This window comes from Corynebacterium pollutisoli (assembly GCF_900177745.1).
GTDB lineage: Bacteria > Actinomycetota > Actinomycetes > Mycobacteriales > Mycobacteriaceae > Corynebacterium > Corynebacterium pollutisoli.
Genome location: NZ_FXAR01000005.1, coordinates 148,255 through 164,306, shown reverse-complemented (window position 1 = coordinate 164,306; position 16,052 = coordinate 148,255). Strand labels below are relative to the sequence as shown.

The window sequence follows — 16,052 nt, the reverse complement described above, 5'->3', positions numbered from 1 at the left end:
CGCACATGGCTGACATCACCGTTGAACTGGTTGCCGTGGAGCGCATGCTCTGGTCGGGTACGGCCAGCATCGTCACCGCGCAGACCACTGAGGGTGAGATCGGCGTGCTGTCGGGTCACGAGCCGATGCTCGGGCAGCTGCGCGAGAACGGCGTCGTGACCATCCGTCCGACCGACGGCGACAGGCTCGTCGCCGGCGTGCAGGGTGGCTTCCTCTCCGTCTCCCCGGAGAAGGTCACCATCCTCGCGGATTACGCGATCTGGGCCGACGAGGTTGACGCCTCGCAGGCCGAGTCCCAGCTGCAGGACGAGGACGAGTCCGTGCGCGCCCGCGCAGAGGCTTCGCTCAACGCCGTGCGCCGCAAGGCTGAGGGCTAAATCCGAGGCGCCGCCTCTACCTCTCTCAGACCGGCACCCGCCAGCTTCCTGCTGGCGGGTGCCGGTCTTTTCGCTTATCGACGCCCCCTCCGGGCGATAGCCGGTACGTAAGCCGTTCACGGGGGCCCGGATTCCGGGGAACGTACCGGCGATCTCCCTCTTGACGACCGGAAGTGACGTGCGTTACAGTGATCGGACATGCTCCACCGGGAACGACCCCGGAGGAGAAGTGGACCCCGGGTGGTCCGCCGGCTGGCGGGCCCCGGGGTCCGCGCATTTCCGCGCCCGATACGGGGGCGGGTAACCTCACTTCGTAAATCCCCGGGCGGGGACTAGAATAATCCCTTAACCGTCACGAAAGGTGTGCGTCTGTGGAGTTTGTCTTCTGGGCCCTGGTATCGCTCATTGTGCTGGCCATTCTGCTGGCCATCTGGCGCTTCCTCACGCTGCGGTCCCGAGGACAGTCGATACTCCTGCGCCGTCTGCCGGCCTCAGGGGTCCACGGCTGGCGGCACGGCACCATCCGCTACAACGGCGACGACCTGGAGTACTTCAAACTGCGCTCGATCTCCCCGATGGCGGACCAGGTGTTCAACCGGCAGCACCTCGATTTCCATGAGCCGCGGACGCTGACGGCCGAGGAGAAGAAGTTCATGGACGAGCACCTGTCGGTGGCCACGCTGTGTGACGACGGTACGCACTACGAGATCGCCCTCGACACGCACGGCCTCATGGCGCTGACGGCCTGGGTGGAGTCCGCGCCCGACATCCGCCACGAGCGCATCGACCACGTGGCGCTGCGTAACAGGATCACCCGGGGGAAGAACGGGAAGTGACTCCCGGCTAGGGTGGTCTGCATGCGTTTAGTCATCGCCCGTTGCTCCGTGGATTACGTCGGCCGCCTGGAGGCGCACCTGCCCATGGCGGACCGCCTGCTCATGATCAAGGCGGACGGCTCCGTGTCCGTCCATGCCGACGACCGGGCGTACAAGCCCCTCAACTGGATGACCCCGCCGTGCTCGCTCACCGAGACCTCCATCAAGGACATCGATGACGAGGACACCGGCGAGCAGCTGTGGATCGTCGAGAACCCCAAGGGGGAGCAGCTGCGCATCACCATCGAGCAGGTCCACCACGAGACGAACCACGATCTCGGCACCGACCCGGGTCTGGTCAAGGACGGCGTCGAGGCGCACCTGCAGGAGCTGCTGGCCGAGCACATCGGCACCCTGGGTGAGGGCTACTCCCTCGTGCGCCGTGAGTATCCCACGGCCATCGGCCCGGTGGACCTGCTGGCCCGCGACGCCGACGGAGCCACCGTCGCCGTGGAGGTCAAGCGTCGGGGTGGGATCGACGGCGTCGAGCAGCTCACCCGCTACCTCGAGCTGCTCAACCGCGATGAACTGCTGCGCCCGGTGAGCGGCGTGTTCGCCGCCCAGGAGATCAAGCCCCAGGCCCGACTGCTCGCCGAGGACCGCGGCATCCGCTGCCTCACCCTCGACTACCAGGCGCTGCGGGGCATCGAGTCCGACGAACTCCGTCTGTTCTGATGCCGCGGCGTAATCAGCGGCGGGGTGGGCGTCGGGAAGCGAAAAAACCCCGGGAGCTGCCCCGCGACGGCGCGGCCTTCTACGGCACCCAGGCCGTCGAGGGGCCGGGCTGGGCGCAGGGGGAGATGTACCTGTTCCGGCACATGGGCAGCCACGCCGCGACGAAGTTCTACGTGTGTCCCGCGTGCAACAACAACATCCCGCCGGGAGTGGCCCACATCGTCGCCTGGCCCCGGGACACCGGCCGGGGTGCCGACGACCGTCGACACTGGCACCGCCACTGCTGGGACAGGCGGTAGCCTGGTGGGCATGATCATCGCCTTTTCAGTGGCGCCCGCGGTCACCGAGACCCCGGACGCCGAGATGTCCGCCGCCGTCGCCCGGGCCGTCCGCATCGTCCGGGAATCCGGCCTGCCGAATGAGACCAACGCCATGTTCACCCTCGTCGAGGGGGAGTGGGACGAGGTCATGGACGTGGTCAAGCGCGCCACCCTCGCCGTCGCGGAGGTCTCCCCGCGCGTGTCCCTGGTGCTCAAGGCCGACATCCGCCCGGGCCACCAGGACCAGCTGCACCAGAAGGTGTCCTCGCTGGAGAAGCATCTGTAAGGAGTTTTTGAGTGAACAACCAGCACCGTTACGTCTCCGGAGCCATCGACCTCGGGGAGGTCAAGGCCCGCGCCGAGGCCCGTGAGCAGGCCGCCGCGGCCGCCGCCCGCCCCGCCGGATCCGGACCTGCCCCGTTCATCACCGTCACCCCGGAGAACTTCGAGGTCGAGATCGTCCGCCGGTCGACGCAGGTGCCGGTGGTGGTGCTCGTCGGCACCCCGCGCAGCCCCGAGTCCGAGCAGCTGCGCACCGACCTCGAGGCGCTGGCCACCGCCGCCGGCGGCACGTTCATCGTCGGTTACGCCGACGCCGACGCCACCCCGGCCGTCGCCCAGGCCTTCGGCGTGCAGATGCTGCCCACCGTCATCGCCCTCGGCGGCGGTCGCCCGCTTACCCAGTTCGAGGGTGGCCAGCCCCTCGACGCCCTGCGCTCCTGGGTCGACTCCCTCGTCGAGCAGGTCGGCCCCCAGCTCTCCGGCCTGGAGGAGGCACCTGCCGAGGAGGAGCCCGAGGACCCGCGCCTGGAGGCTGCGCTCGCCGCCCTCAACACCGGTGACTTTGACGCCGCCATCGCCGTCTACGACGAGATCCTCGCCGAGACCCCCGGGGACACCAACATCACCCAGGCGCGTGACACCGCCAGGCTGCTCAAGCGCCTCGACCCGGTCAACCAGACCGAAGACCCGATCGCGGCCGCCGACGCCGCCCCGGGGGACGTCGAGAAGCAGTTCCGCGCCGCCGACGCCGAGATGGTCGCCGGTGCCCCCGAGCGCGCCTTCGACCGCCTCATCGGCCTCATGACCGCGCAGCCGGGGGAGAAGGCCCGCGTGCGCGATCGCCTCGTCGAACTCTTCGCGCTGTTCGACGCCGCCGATCCCCGCGTCACCGCCGCCCGCACGAAGATGGCGTCGGCCCTGTTCTAAGGGCCGTTTCGGGCAACCCCGGTATCCCTACCCCGGGAGGGTGGTGATACCGGGGTTCGGCGACCCCGGAGGCACGGGACCCGGGGTGGGGATACCGGGGTAGGGATACGGGGCCCCGGCGCAGATACGCGAACAACCGCCCCCTCGCCGGGAAACGGCGAGGGGGCGGGCGTCGATAAGCGTCCTACCAGCCGCCGCGGTGGCGGTACCACTGCACGGAGTTGGCGGGGATGTGCAGGGTCAGGGAGTGCTCCTGACCGTCCCAGCCCTCGTCCGCGGTGGAGACGACCTGCTCGAGATGGTTGCCGGCGCCCTCGTACTTGGCGTCGTCGGTGTTGAGCACGAGCTCCCAGTCACCGGCGCGCGGGATACCCAGCTTGTAGGCGGGCTGCGAGGTGCCGGAGAGGTTGATCACCGACAGCAGGGCGGAGCCGTCGTTGCCCCAGCGCACGTAGGCGAGGAGGTTGTTGGCGGCGTCGTCGCCCTTGATCCACTGGAAACCACGGGAGTCGTGGTCCTGGGAGTACAGGGCCGGGCTGGAGCGGTACACCCAGTGGATGTCCTTGACCAGATCCTTGATGCCCTGGTGGTACTCGTGGCCCCAGCCCTCGAGGTTGGACCAGTCGATGGAGTAGGCCTCGTCCCACTCGCCGGTCTGGCCGAACTCCTGGCCCATGAACAGCAGGTTCTTGCCCGGGTGGGAGAACATGTAGCCGTAGAGGGCGCGCAGGCCGGCGGCCTTGTTCCAGTCGTCGCCCGGCATGCGGCCCCACAGGGAACCCTTGCCGTGGACGACCTCGTCGTGGGAGAAGGGGAGGACGAACTTCTCGGAGTAGGCGTAGATCAACGAGAAGGTGATGTCGTTGTGGTGGTACTTGCGGTGAACCGGGTCGAGCTTGAAGTACTCGAGGGTGTCGTTCATCCAGCCCATGTTCCATTTGAGGGAGAAGCCCAGGCCGCCGTGCTCGGTGGGGGCGGTGACACCCGGCCAGGAGGTGGACTCCTCGGCGATGGTGAGCACGCCCGGGTGCGCGCGGTGGACGGTGGCGTTCATCTCCTGGAGGAACTGCACCGCCTCGAGGTTCTCGCGGCCACCGAACTGGTTGGGCTCCCACTCGCCGTCCTCGCGGGAGTAGTCGAGGTAGAGCATGGAGGCGACGGCGTCGACGCGCAGGCCGTCGATGTGGAACTCCTCGATCCAGTAGAGGGCGTTGGCGACGAGGAAGTTACGGACCTCACGGCGACCGAAGTCGAAGACGTAGGTGCCCCAGTCCTTCTGCTCACCGCGGCGCCAGTCCGGGTGCTCGTAGAGGGCCGGGCCGTCGAAGCGGGCCAGGGCCCAGTCGTCCTTGGGGAAGTGCGCCGGCACCCAGTCGACGATGACGCCGATGCCCCGGTTGTGGAACGCCTCGATGAGGGCACGCAGCTCGTCCGGGTCGCCCCAGCGGGCGGTCGGGGCGTAGTAGCCGGACACCTGGTAACCCCAGGAGCCGCCGAAGGGGTGCTCGGCGACGGGCATGAGCTCGACGTGGGTGAAGCCCTGCTCGGCGACGTAGTCGACCAGTTCGGTGGTGAGCTCCTTGTATCCCTTGCCCACCATCCAGGAACCCAGGTGCACCTCGTAGATGGACATCGGGCCGTTGATGATGTCGGCCTCGGAGCGCTGGCGGATCCAGTCACCGTCGGTCCAGTCGTAGCGGGAGTCGACGACGACGGAGGTGGTCTCCGGCGGGGCCAGGGTGCCTTTCGCCAGCGGATCGGCCTTGTCGCGGCGGTGACCCTCCTTGGTCTGGATGGCGAACTTGTAGGTGTCGCCCGCGCCGATCTCCGGGATGAACAGCTCCCACACGCCGGAGGAACCGAGGGAACGCATCGGGTACTGGTTGCTGTTCCAGGCGCAGAAGTCACCGACGACGGCGACACCGATGGCGTTGGGGGCCCACACGGCGAAGGAGGTGCCCTTCACGGTGCCCAGGGCAGTCTCGTAGGAGCGGACGTTGGCGCCGAGGACATCCCACAGGCGCTCGTGGCGGCCCTCGGAGATGAGGTGCAGATCCAGGCTGCCCAGGGTGGGCAGGAAGGCGTAGGGGTCGGCCATGACGACCGGCTCCGTGTCCGGCCAGGTGATGCGCAGACGGTAGTCCGGGGTGTAGATGTCCGGCAGGCCCAGGACCCAGATGTCGTCACCGATCGGGGTGGCCTCACGGGCCTCGTTGTGGATGAGGACGTCCACGCGGACCGCTCCGAGCTGGCGGGTGCGGATGACGGAACCGCCCTCGACGGCGTGCCATCCGTAGAAGTCGTGGGGCGCGTGGTGGCTGCAGTTACGCAGGCGCTCCAGGTCCGCGTCCGGGATGAGCAGTTTCTGGTCGAGCCCATAGGCGTCGTGCATGGCTGTACCTCGCAGGTGGAAGGTTGATCGGTTTATCGGGGTGGTGTTGCACCGCCCGGTCACACTCCTGACGCTACAGGAGTGAACCGGGCGGCAGAGGGCGGTCAGGCGCGGTAATCGGTGACATTCCGCCAGGCGAGCGGCTCACGCTGATCAGCGGCAACCGTCGGCAGGACGAGAATGTGGGCGACGTCGACCTCGGGGGTGAGCTGGACGTAGTTGTGCTCACCCCAGGTCCAGGTGGCGCCGGTGACGGCGTCGTGGACCGGGAAGGTCGCACCCGGGTGCTGGCCGAGGGCCGCGAGGTCGAGGTGCACGGTGCCGGCCTGGGTGTGGTAGGTGTCCAGGTTGACCACCACGAGCACGACGTTGCCGGTGACCGGGTCGACCTTGGAGTAGGCCAGGATCTGATCGTTGTCGACGTCGTGGAAGTGCAGGTTGCGCAGCTGCTGCAGGGCCGGGTTCTCGCGGCGGATGTGGTTGAGCAGCGTCAGGTACGGCTCGAGGGAGTCACCGGAGGCCAGGGCACCCTCGAAGTCGCGGGGGCGCAGCTCGTACTTCTCGGAGTCGAGGTACTCCTCGGAGCCCTGGGCGACCGGCTCGTGCTCGTAGAGCTCGTAGCCGGAGTACACGCCCCACAGCGGGGACATGGTGGCCGCGAGGGTGGCGCGGACGGCGAACATGGCGCGGCCGCCGACCTGCAGGGACTCGTGGAGGATGTCCGGGGTGTTGACGAACAGGTTGGGGCGCGAGTAGTCGGCCGCGTCGCGGATCTCGGAGGCGAACTGGGTCAGTTCCTCCTTCGAGGTCTTCCACGTGAAGTAGGTGTAGGACTGCGAGAAGCCGAGCTTGGCCAGGCCGTAGAGTCGCGGGGCGCGGGTGAAGGCCTCGGCGAGGAAGATGACGTCCGGGTCGGTCTCGTGGACCTTGTTGATCAGCCACTCCCAGAAGTTGGCCGGCTTGGTGTGCGGGTTGTCCACGCGGAAGGTGCGCACGCCCAGGTCGACCCAGTGCATGACGACGCGGTAGATCTCGTCGTACACCGCGGTCGGGTTGTTGTCGAAGTTGATCGGGTAGATGTCCTGGTACTTCTTCGGCGGGTTCTCGGCGTAGGCGATGGTGCCGTCGGCGAGGACGGTGAAGAAGTCACGGTGGTCGGTGGCCCACGGGTGATCGGGGGCGGCCTGCAGGGCGAGGTCGAGGGCGATCTCCAGGCCCAGCTCCTCGGCGCGGGCGAGGAGGGCGGAGAAGTCCTCCTCGGTGCCCAGCTCCGGGTGGACGGCGTCGTGGCCGCCCGCCTTGGAGCCGATGGCCCACGGGGAGCCGACGTCGTGCGGCTCCGGGGTGAGGGTGTTGTTGCGGCCCTTGCGGTTGATCTCACCGATGGGGTGAATCGGGGGGAAGTAGACGGTGTCGAAGCCCATCTTGGCCACGCGCTCGAGGGCGGCGGCGGTGGTCTCGAACGTGCCGTGGACCGGGTTACCGTGCTCGTCCCAGCCGCCGGTGGAGCGGGGGAACAGCTCGTACCAGGAGCTGACGAGGGCGCCGCGGCGTTCGACGAGGACCTCGCAGACCGGGCCGTGGGTGAGCAGCTCGCGCAGCGGGTGGCGGTGGAGGACGGCGGTGACGACCTCGGACAGGCCGATCTCGACGCGGCGACCCACGCTGAGGTCCTCGTTGCGCAGGGCCGAGGCGGCGTCGACCAGCACGCCGGACACGGAGTCCGGGGCGGCCTCGGCGGCCTTGTCGAACAGGTCGGCGCCGTGGGCGAGGTCGTTGGCCAGCTCGGCGGCGGACTGGCCGGCGTCCATCTTCTTGGTCACGGCGTTGCGCCAGGTGGCGAACACGTCGGACCAGGCGTCGACGCGGAAGGTCCACAGGCCGGGGGCGTCCGGGACGAACACACCGTGGACACGGTCCTGGTTGTCCGGGTCCGTGGTCATGTGGATGGCGACGGTCTCGCCCTCGGGCGGGGTGACGTTGAGCGTCGCCGCGATGGCGTCGTGCCCTTCCCGCCATGCCAGTGCGGTGACGGGGATGACCTCTCCGACAACGGCCTTGGCGGGGTACAGGCGCCCGGTGATCTGGGGGCGGACGTCATCGATTCCGAGTCGACCGGTCATGTGTTTCACCTTCCACATTTCAGGGGTTGGAATTACCCCAACGAGCCTAGTCCAGCTGTGTCAGTTCCACAGGGGACGCACAAAATCGGCCACAATGGGGGATGTGACTGACTTCAATGCCCAGACCGCCGATTCCGCCGAGACGTCCGGGGACCTGCTGGTTGATTTCCGCGACGTGACCTTCAAGCGTGGGGGACGCAATCTCGTCGGCCCCGTCACCTGGCAGGTGGAGCTGGATGAGCGGTGGGTGATCATCGGCCCCAACGGCGCCGGCAAGACCACCCTCATCCGGATGGCCGCCGCCGAGGAGTTCCCCAGCTCGGGCCGTGCCTTCGTCATGGGGGAGCAGCTGGGCCGCACGGACATGCGCGATCTGCGCGCCTCGATCGGTGTGTCCTCCTCGGCGCTGGGCAACCGGATCCCGCCGGACGAGAAGGTGGGGGATCTCGTGGTGTCGGCCGGTTACGCCGTGCTGGGCCGCTGGCGGGAGGAGTACGAGGAGATCGACTTCGAGCAGGCCAACGAGATCCTCGACCAGGTCGGCGCGTACCACCTGCAGGACCGCACGTGGGGCACCCTGTCGGAGGGTGAGCGCAAGCGCGTCCTCGTCGCCCGCGCGCTCATGACCAACCCGGAGCTGCTCATCCTCGACGAGCCGGGCGCGGGCATGGATCTCGGTGGCCGGGAGGATCTCGTCGGGTACCTCGGTGATCTGGCGATGGATCCGGACGCCCCGGCGATCGTCATGATCACCCACCACGTCGAGGAGATCCCCTTCGGCTTCACCCACGCGATGCTTCTCGACGAGGGCGAGGTCGTCGCCCAGGGCCTCATCAACACCGTCCTGACCAGCGAGAACCTGTCGAAGGCCTTCCATCAGCCGATCGAGGTCTCCCGCATCGGCGAGCGCTACTTCGCGCGCCGCACGCGGCGTCGTCAGAGGCGCCGTTCCTGACACGCGCCTAGACTGTCGGTACACCCGCCCCCACCGTCGAGAAGGAGGTGCACAGCTGTGCCCCAGCGCAAGGCGCCCACCGGCTACGACCAGGCCCGGCTGTCCACCACCATCATCCTCGTCCGCGACTCGGACCAGGGCCTGCAGGTGTGGGCACAGGAGCGGGTGTCGACGATGCGCAACTACCCGGGCATGACCGTCTTCCCGGGCGGCGGCGTCGACCACCGTGATTTCCCCGCGGGCACGTGGGACACTTCGGACCTGTGGACGGGGCAGCCCGTGGAGGAGCTCGCGGCGCGCCTGGGCCTGAGCCCCGAGCAGACCCACGCCGTCGTCTTCGCCGGGGTGCGTGAGCTCTTCGAGGAGACGGGCACGTTGCTGGCGGTCCACGGGGACGGGACCCCCATCACCGACGTCACCCCGTACCACCAGGACCGCGTCGACCTCATCTCGCACCGGATCTCGCTGACGGACATGCTCACCCGCCGTGACCTGCGAGTGTGCTCGGACCTGGCGCGCCCGTGGGCCCGCTGGGTCGGTGGCTGGAAGGACCTGCACTGGTTCGACACCGTCTCCTTCGTCGCCGTCGCGCCGCGCGGTCAGTCCCCGGACGGTGACACCTCGGAGGCCGATGACGCGGGCTGGTTCCCGCCCCAGCTGCTTCTCGACGGCTGGCGGCACGGCCTCGTCCGCCTCGCCATCCCGACGTGGGCGCAGCTGAGCTTCCTCGCCCAGTTCCCCACCGCCGCCGAGGCGCTCGCCGGGGCGGATGCGGCCGATCTCACCCCGGTCGTCGGCGACCCGGTCGATGATCCGCGCTACGCCGAGTACTTCACCACCGCCTGGGTCGACCGGATCCGCCCGAACTTCTGATGGCCTACACCCTCGACGAGGTCGCCTTCCTCGCGACCCACACCGACGACATCGCCGCCGCCACCGCCGGCCTGGCGTTCACCCGTTCCTCCCTGCTTGACGACGTCGCCGTGCTCCGCGCCCGCTTCGGCGAGCACGGCCGGGCCGTCACCGAGCTGGCCCAGGCCCGCCGCTCGGCCACCGCGCACGGCAAGTTCCCCGCCGACTGGCTCACCGACCTCGACGCCGCCCAGCAGGCGACGCCGCAGGTGGTGGCGGCGCAGCGCGCCGCCCGCCTGCGGCGCGTGCTGGGCGCGGACGCGCTCATCCATGATGTGACGTGCTCGGTGGGGACGGAGGGGGCGTCGATAAGCGGGCGCTACCTGGGCAGCGACCTGGACCCGGTCCGGCTGGCGATGGCCCGGCACAACCTGGGGGCCGACGCGTGGCTCGTGCGGGCGGACGCGACCGTGCCGGCGAGCAGGGGAGCGGACGCCATCGTGGCGGACCCCGCGCGGCGGGCCGGGGGACGCCGCATCACGCATCCCGACCAACTGCTGCCGCCGCTGCCGGACCTGCTCGCCGCGTGGCCGGGCCAGGAACTGGCCGTCAAGTGCGCGCCGGGGCTGGACTTCTCCGACTGGGACGGGCTGGTGAGTCTCGTGTCGGTGGACGGCGGCGTCAAGGAGGCGTGCCTGTACACCCCGGGTCTGGCGGACGGTGAGCGGCGCGAGGCGATCGTCATCTCCGGCGGGGAGGTCGACCGGCTCACGGACGCCCAGCCCGATGACGTCGGCGCGGGCGAACCCGGGCGCTACCTCATCGACCCGGACGGGGCGGTCGTGCGCGCCGGGCTCGTGCGGCACTACGCCGCGCGGGAGGGGCTGTGGATGCTCGACGAGCGCATCGCCTACCTCACCGGCGACGACATCCCGGCCGGGCGCAGCGGATTCCCCGTCGAGCAGATCGTGCCGCTGAAGAAGCTCAAGGCGGCGCTGGGGTCGGACGTGGGCTCGCTGGAGATCCTCGTGCGCGGCGTCGACGTCGACCCGGACGTGCTGCGGAAGAAGCTGAAGCTCCGGGGTTCGCGCCCGGCGGCGGTGGTGTGCACGCGGATCGGCACCCAGGGTGTGGCGATCGTGTGCGGGCCGCGGGAGCACCGGCCGGCCCGAAACTAAGGGTTGGCTTGGTTGCACGGGCGGGGCCTAGCGTAGACTCTCTGCAGACTTCCCCCACCCCCAAGAAAGGTGACTGCCGATGCCCGCGATCGTGGTACTCGTCAAGCATGTTCCGGACACCTGGTCCCGGAAGGCCCTCGAGGGCGACCACACCCTGGACCGTGTCAACGTCGACTCCGTCATCGACGAGATCAACGAGTTCGCCATGGAACAGGCCCTCCAGCTGCGGGACGACAACCCGGACGCCGGCTACCGCGTCATCGCGCTGACCATGGGCCCGGCGGGCGCCGACGAGACCCTGCGCAAGGCCCTGGCCATGGGCGCCGACGACGCCGTCCACCTCCTCGACGACGCCCTCGCCGGCTCCGACCTGCTGGGCACCACCTGGGCGCTGACCAACGCGCTCAACACCATCGCCGCCACCGACGACGTCGCCCTCATCGTCGCGGGCAACGCCTCCTCCGACGGCGCCATGGGCGCGCTGCCCGGCATCCTCGCCGAGTACCGCCAGGTCCCGGCCCTCACCGGCGTGCGCTCCGTGGCGCTCGACGGGCAGACCGTCACCGCCGTGCGCGAGACCTCCGCCGGCCGCTACGAGCTCTCCGCCCAGCTCCCGGCGATCATCTCCGTCACCGACAAGGCACCGAAGCCGCGCTTCCCCAACTTCAAGGGGCTCATGGCCGCGAAGAAGCACGAGATCACCGTGCTCGACATCGCTGCCATCGGCGTCGACGCCGCCCAGGTCGGCCTCGCGCACTCCGCCACCGCGGTCACCGCCGCCACCCAACGCCCCGAGCGCACCGCGGGTGACGTCATCGGCGGCGCCGACGGCGAGGCCGCGGCCGCCCGGGTGGCCGCCTTCCTGGCCGACGAGAAGTTCCTCTGACCCCCTCGACCCGTATAAGGAGCATGAGCATGTCCACTGTCTACGTCCTGGTCGAGCACGATGGTTCCCAGGTTGCCCCCGTCACCGCCGAGCTGATCACCGCCGCCCGTCCGCTGGGTGAGGTCACGGCCGTCGTCGTCGGCGCCCCCGGCGTCACCGAGTCCCTCGCCCCGGCCCTGGCCGCCGCCGGCGCCGACGCCATCGTCGCCGCCGAGGCCGCCGACGCCGCCGAGCGTCTCCTCCTCCCGCAGGTCGACGCCCTGCACACCCTCGCCGCCACCACCCCGGGCCCGATCGTCGTGGTCGCCGACCCGGCCGGCAACGAGATCGCCGGTCGCCTCGCCGCGCGCCTGGCATCCGGCGTGCTGTGCGACGTCGTCGGCATCAACGCCGACCGTACCGCCGCCCAGTCCGTCTTCGGCGACCAGATCCAGGTGTCCGCCGCCGTCGGCGGCGCCTGCCCGATCTACACCGTGCGCCCCGGTGCCGTCGAGGCCGCCCCCGTCGCCGGGGCCGGCACCGTCACCGCCCTGGCCCTGCCGGGTGCCACCGCCAAGGACGTCACCGTCACCGGGTTCACACCGGCCGTGCGCGGCGACCGCCCGGAGCTGCCCGCCGCCAAGGTCGTCGTCGCCGCTGGTCGCGGCATCGGCTCGAAGGAGGGCATGGCCCTGGCCGAGGAGCTGGCCGACGCCCTCGGCGGTGCCGTCGGCGTCACCCGCGACATCGTCGACCTCGAGTACTACGACGGCGCGTACCAGATCGGCCAGACCGGCGTCACCGTCTCCCCGGACCTCTACATCGGCCTCGGTGTCTCCGGCGCGATCCAGCACACCTCCGGCATGCAGACCGCGAAGAAGATCGTCGTGATCAACAACGACGAGGACGCCCCGCTCTTCCAGATCGCCGACCTCGGCGTCGTCGGTGACCTCTTCGAGGTGGTCCCGGCGCTCATCTCCGAGATCAGGGCGCGTCAGTAGGTGCGTCACTTTCTCGATCACGCGGCCACCTCGCCCATGCGGCAGGTGGCTGTTGACGCGTGGGTGGAGCACTCCGGCATGCTCAACCCGGGCGGCCAGTACGCTGCCGGGCGCGCGGCCCGCCGGGTGCTGGACGATGCACGCGAGCTCATCGCCTCGCTTCTCGACGCCGACCCCGTCGAGGTCATCTTCACCGGTTCCGGTACGGAGGCCGACAACCTCGCGGTGACGGGCCTCTACCGGGCGTCGGACGCCACCCGCGTGGTGGCCTCGCCGCTGGAGCACTCGGCGGTGCTCAAGTCGGTGCAGGCGCTCGGCGCCGACGTGGAGTGGCTGCCCGTCGCCGACGGCCGGGTCAGTGACCTCACGGCCCTCGACTCCCCGGCCGCCCTGGCCGCGTGCATGTGGGCCAACAACGAGACGGGCGCCATCCAGCCGGTGGCGCAGATCGTCGAGCGGGCCGCCGCCGCGGGCACGCCCGTGCACGTCGACGCCGTTCAGGTCGTCGGCCACCTGCCCGTGTCGTTCCGGGAGCTGGGGGCCACGACCCTGGCGGCCAGCGCCCACAAGTTCGGTGGTCCGCGCAGCGGCGGGCTGCTGCTGGCCCGCCGTTCCCCGGCCCCGACGCCGATCCTCTTCGGCGGCGGGCAGGAGCGGGCGATCCGCCCGGGCACCCTCGACGTGGCGACGGCGGCGGCGACGGCCGCCGCCCTCGAGGAGGCGGTGGGGGAGATGGCCGCCGAGGAGGCGCGCCTCACCGCGCTGCGCGACCGACTGCGCGCGGGGATCCTGTCCCGGGTGGAGGACGTGGTGGTCCACACCACCGAACCCGCGCTGCCGGGGCACCTGCACCTGTCCTTCCCCGGGGCGGAGAGCGACAGCCTCATCATGCTTCTCGACGCCGCCGGCATCGAGGCCGCCACCGGCTCCACCTGCGCCGCCGGTGTCAACCGGGTGAGCCACATCCTCGAGGCAATGGGCGTCCCCGAGCGGGTGGCGCGGGGCGCGGTGCGGTTCACCGTGGGGCGGACGTCGACCGAGGAGGACGTCGACGCGGTGCTCGCGGTGATCGCGGACACGGTGGAACGGGCCCGTCTGGCGGGGATGGCCGGCTGATGCGGGTGTGACTCGTGTGATTTGAGTGAAAGAAGTGACGGCTGAGGTTTCTTAAGTTATCTTGAGAACCATGCGTGTTCTCACCCGCCTCAGCTCCGTCATCGCCTCCACCGCACTGGCCCTCACCCTGGCCGCGGTCCCTGCCACCGCGTTCTCGTCGATCGCCCCCTCGGGAGTCGACGTCTCCGGCCACCAGCGGGGCAACGGCTCCATCCGCTGGCAGGAGGTGGCCGCCGACGGGCAGAAGTTCGCCTTCGTCAAGACCACCGAGGGCGAGACCTGGGTGAACGAGCACTACCTCGAGGACGTCCACGCCGCCCATCAGGCCGGACTGCTCGTGGGCACCTACCACTACGCCCGCCCCGCCGGTGACGCCCGCCAGCAGGCCGCCCACTACGCCGCCACCCTGGCCACCGTCCCGCAGCACTCCCTGCCGCCGGTCCTCGACATCGAGGTCGCCGAGGGCCTCGATCCGGAGCAGCTGCAGAACTGGGTCCGCGACTTCCTCCACGAGACGCAGCGCCTCACCGGCCGCACCCCGATGGTGTACACCTACCGCTACTTCTGGCGCGAGCACCTCAACGACACCCACGAGTTCGCCAACTACCCCCTGTGGCTCGCCGCCTACCAGAACCACGCCCCGGAGCCCGTCGGCGGCTGGAACCACCTCACCTTCTGGCAGCGTTCGGAGACCGGGCGCGTGCCGGGTATCGACGCCCCCGTCGACCTCAACCTCTTCAACGGCACCGAGTCCCAGCTCGGCGACTTCGTCGCCGGCAACCACGTCAACCTCGGGGCAGCATTCCAGGAGATGGCCACCCCGGACAACGGGGTCCTGGAGACCCTCGGCGGCGACAACGCGGCCCTCGCCGGACTCATCCTCGCCGCCCAGACCGGCATCCTCCCGGAGGGCGCCCTCGAGGCCGCCGCCCCGCAGCTGGGCATCGAGCCCGTGCTCATCGACGACATCAGCCGCCGCGTCGGGGAGCTCATCGCCACCGGTGATCTGCCCGTCGAGGATCTCCAGGTGATGGTGGACAACCCCGACTACAGCATCGGCGATCTGCTCATCCTCCTGGCGAACGCCGGCTGATCACGTCAGCGGCACCATCGTGCCGCGTGTCCAGGGTGCGGGGCACGGTGCCGTCGAAAAGCGCGCGGGCCCAGCGCTCGTCCTTGTAGTGGGCGGGGACGGCACCACCGAGCAGCACCCGGGCCAGCTGGGCGGCCTCCGGGGAACCCTCGGCCGGAAGCTCGGCGTCGGAGCCGATGAGGATCATGTTGCCGTAGCGGCGGCCCTTGAGCATCGGCGGATCGGCGATGACGGCGACATGGTCGAAGACCTCCGCCATGCCCGCCAGCTCCGTTTTCGAGCCGAGGAGGCTGGAGTAGTCGCCGCAGTTGGACACGTACAGCCCGCCCGGGGTGAGCGCGGAGTGGACGGCGCGGAAGAAGTCCGGTGTCGTCAGGTCGAGGGGGGTGCGGTTGCCGGCGAAGACGTCCCGGATGATCACCTCACGGCTGCCCGGGTAGAAACCGCGGGTGACCTCCCCGGCCTCCCCGACGCGGATCTTCACGGTCGGGGCGCGGGGGATGTCGAACCATTCGCGGACGTGGTCGGCCAGCTTCGCGTCGAGTTCGACGACGGTGTGCCGGGACTGCGGCCACAGGTGGGCGAAGTAGCGGGCGAGCGAACAGGCCGCGCCCCCGAGGTGCGTCACGCGGAGGGCGGTGGGGTCGAAGCGGGCGTCGGTCTGCTGTTCCACGATCGCGGCGATCCAGCGCATGTACTCGAACTCGAGGACGTCCGGGCGCCCGATCTGCACGTGTGAGCTGGGGACCCCGTTGATCATGAGCGTCCACGCGTCCGGGTGGAAGGTGTCCGGGACGAGTTCGGCGGTACCGGTGGAGATCTCGTAGGTGCCGGCCGCCGCCCCGGTGGTCGGGGTGTCGGTGGGGCGGGTGCGGTTCCTGCGGGATCGGGCCATGAGTGGTCATCGTAGCCTGTCGGTGTCGGGAAACGTCAGACGGTGTCGCCGGGGCGGCAGGGGGCGACCTGGGGATATGTTCCGCGCACCCGCCCGGGCGTCTGACGTTTCCGGAATAACGGCCCC

General features: G+C 70.0%; 16 protein-coding genes. 13 read left to right on the top strand and 3 right to left on the bottom strand.

Features of this window, described 5'->3' with window-relative positions; translation table 11 throughout:
• Window positions 1-5: 5 nt before the first annotated feature.
• The 6 genes from B9Y70_RS08335 to B9Y70_RS08310 all read left to right on the top strand — a co-directional run bounded on the left by B9Y70_RS08335 (window position 6) and on the right by B9Y70_RS08310 (window position 3,456).
• On the top strand, window positions 6-377 hold the full coding sequence (locus B9Y70_RS08335; RefSeq protein ID WP_085549801.1) for a F0F1 ATP synthase subunit epsilon: 372 nt from the start codon (window positions 6-8) through the stop codon (window positions 375-377).
• Between the two features lie 371 nt (window positions 378-748).
• Complete coding sequence (locus B9Y70_RS08330; RefSeq protein ID WP_085549800.1) at window positions 749-1,213, top strand: DUF2550 domain-containing protein; 465 nt, start codon at window positions 749-751, stop codon at window positions 1,211-1,213.
• A 21-nt stretch (window positions 1,214-1,234) separates the two neighbouring features.
• Complete coding sequence (nucS, locus tag B9Y70_RS08325) at window positions 1,235-1,927, top strand: endonuclease NucS (protein ID WP_085549799.1); 693 nt, start codon at window positions 1,235-1,237, stop codon at window positions 1,925-1,927.
• On the top strand, window positions 1,927-2,226 hold the full coding sequence (locus B9Y70_RS08320) for a hypothetical protein (RefSeq protein WP_085549798.1): 300 nt from the start codon (window positions 1,927-1,929) through the stop codon (window positions 2,224-2,226). The genes nucS and B9Y70_RS08320 overlap by 1 nt, the downstream gene beginning before the upstream one ends.
• A 10-nt stretch (window positions 2,227-2,236) precedes the next feature.
• Window positions 2,237-2,533 carry a thiamine-binding protein gene (locus tag B9Y70_RS08315; protein WP_085549797.1) on the top strand — a complete coding sequence of 99 codons (297 nt, stop codon included), beginning with the start codon at window positions 2,237-2,239 and terminating at the stop codon, window positions 2,531-2,533.
• An 11-nt stretch (window positions 2,534-2,544) separates the two neighbouring features.
• The gene (locus B9Y70_RS08310; RefSeq protein ID WP_085549796.1) at window positions 2,545-3,456 is read left to right on the top strand and encodes a tetratricopeptide repeat protein; all 912 of its coding nucleotides are present in this window, start codon (window positions 2,545-2,547) and stop codon (window positions 3,454-3,456) included.
• Window positions 3,457-3,640: 184 nt separating this feature from the next.
• On the opposite strand, the gene glgB is transcribed toward B9Y70_RS08310, so the two are convergent.
• Complete coding sequence (gene glgB, locus B9Y70_RS08305; protein ID WP_085549795.1) at window positions 3,641-5,848, bottom strand: 1,4-alpha-glucan branching protein GlgB; 2,208 nt, start codon at window positions 5,846-5,848, stop codon at window positions 3,641-3,643.
• A gap of 104 nt (window positions 5,849-5,952) precedes the next feature.
• On the bottom strand, window positions 5,953-7,971 hold the full coding sequence (locus tag B9Y70_RS08300; RefSeq protein WP_085549794.1) for a maltotransferase domain-containing protein: 2,019 nt from the start codon (window positions 7,969-7,971) through the stop codon (window positions 5,953-5,955).
• A gap of 94 nt (window positions 7,972-8,065) precedes the next feature.
• On the opposite strand from B9Y70_RS08300, the gene B9Y70_RS08295 reads away from it, so the two are divergent.
• From B9Y70_RS08295 to B9Y70_RS08265, 7 genes are all read left to right on the top strand, one after another.
• Complete coding sequence (locus tag B9Y70_RS08295) at window positions 8,066-8,926, top strand: ABC transporter ATP-binding protein (protein WP_085549793.1); 861 nt, start codon at window positions 8,066-8,068, stop codon at window positions 8,924-8,926.
• Window positions 8,927-8,983: 57 nt separating this feature from the next.
• Window positions 8,984-9,799, top strand: coding sequence for an NUDIX hydrolase (locus B9Y70_RS08290; RefSeq protein WP_085549792.1), 816 nt, complete (start codon window positions 8,984-8,986; stop codon window positions 9,797-9,799).
• Entirely contained in the window at window positions 9,799-10,956 is a 1,158-nt protein-coding gene (locus B9Y70_RS08285; RefSeq protein WP_085549791.1) for a THUMP-like domain-containing protein, read from the top strand. Before B9Y70_RS08290 ends, B9Y70_RS08285 begins: the two co-directional genes overlap by 1 nt.
• A gap of 79 nt (window positions 10,957-11,035) precedes the next feature.
• Entirely contained in the window at window positions 11,036-11,842 is an 807-nt protein-coding gene (locus B9Y70_RS08280; RefSeq protein WP_085549790.1) for an electron transfer flavoprotein subunit beta/FixA family protein, read from the top strand.
• A gap of 29 nt (window positions 11,843-11,871) precedes the next feature.
• Window positions 11,872-12,822: an electron transfer flavoprotein subunit alpha/FixB family protein gene (locus B9Y70_RS08275; RefSeq protein ID WP_085549789.1), complete on the top strand. Its 951-nt coding sequence runs from the start codon at window positions 11,872-11,874 to the stop codon at window positions 12,820-12,822.
• Entirely contained in the window at window positions 12,823-13,938 is a 1,116-nt protein-coding gene (locus B9Y70_RS08270) for a cysteine desulfurase family protein (protein ID WP_085549788.1), read from the top strand.
• Between the two features lie 70 nt (window positions 13,939-14,008).
• Complete coding sequence (locus tag B9Y70_RS08265; RefSeq protein ID WP_085549787.1) at window positions 14,009-15,031, top strand: glycoside hydrolase family 25 protein; 1,023 nt, start codon at window positions 14,009-14,011, stop codon at window positions 15,029-15,031.
• Here the strand turns inward: B9Y70_RS08265 and B9Y70_RS08260 are convergent.
• Entirely contained in the window at window positions 15,006-15,926 is a 921-nt protein-coding gene (locus B9Y70_RS08260; protein ID WP_085549786.1) for a spermidine synthase, read from the bottom strand. The genes B9Y70_RS08265 and B9Y70_RS08260 overlap by 26 nt on opposite strands.
• Between the last annotated feature and the right edge of the window lie 126 nt (window positions 15,927-16,052).